1 rRNA gene is annotated in these 326 nt (G+C 39.6%); it reads right to left on the bottom strand.

Annotated elements, in window-relative coordinates:
• Positions 1–218 precede the first annotated feature (218 nt).
• Positions 219–326, bottom strand: a 5S ribosomal RNA gene (gene rrf / locus VJL_RS26100); the annotation flags it as partial.

Here is a 326-nt window from a genome sequence, read left to right as displayed (position 1 = left end):
AAACCTAATTTGAAACCGAAGTTTCTAATTGGATTATCATCAACGAGTGCCCACACAGATTGATAGGTCTATATTGTTAAAGAGCTTGGCTTTCAGTGCCTTAGCACTTAAGCGAGGTGCGTATAATACGCCTTTCACTTTGAAAGTCAACATAAAACTCTAAAATAATTTAGAACTTTATGGTGACTTGCTTATTAAATAAGCAAGTGCAAATTAAAGCCTGGCGATGTTCTACTCTCACATGGGGAAACCCCACACTACCATCGACGCTAATTCGTTTCACTTCTGAGTTCGGAATGGAAGTCAGGTGGGTCCAAATCGCTATG

This window comes from Vibrio jasicida CAIM 1864 = LMG 25398 (assembly GCF_000400365.1).
GTDB lineage: Bacteria > Pseudomonadota > Gammaproteobacteria > Enterobacterales > Vibrionaceae > Vibrio > Vibrio jasicida.
The sequence above is the reverse complement of the archived record's forward strand: the minus strand, read 5'-3'. Positions and strand labels throughout refer to the sequence as shown.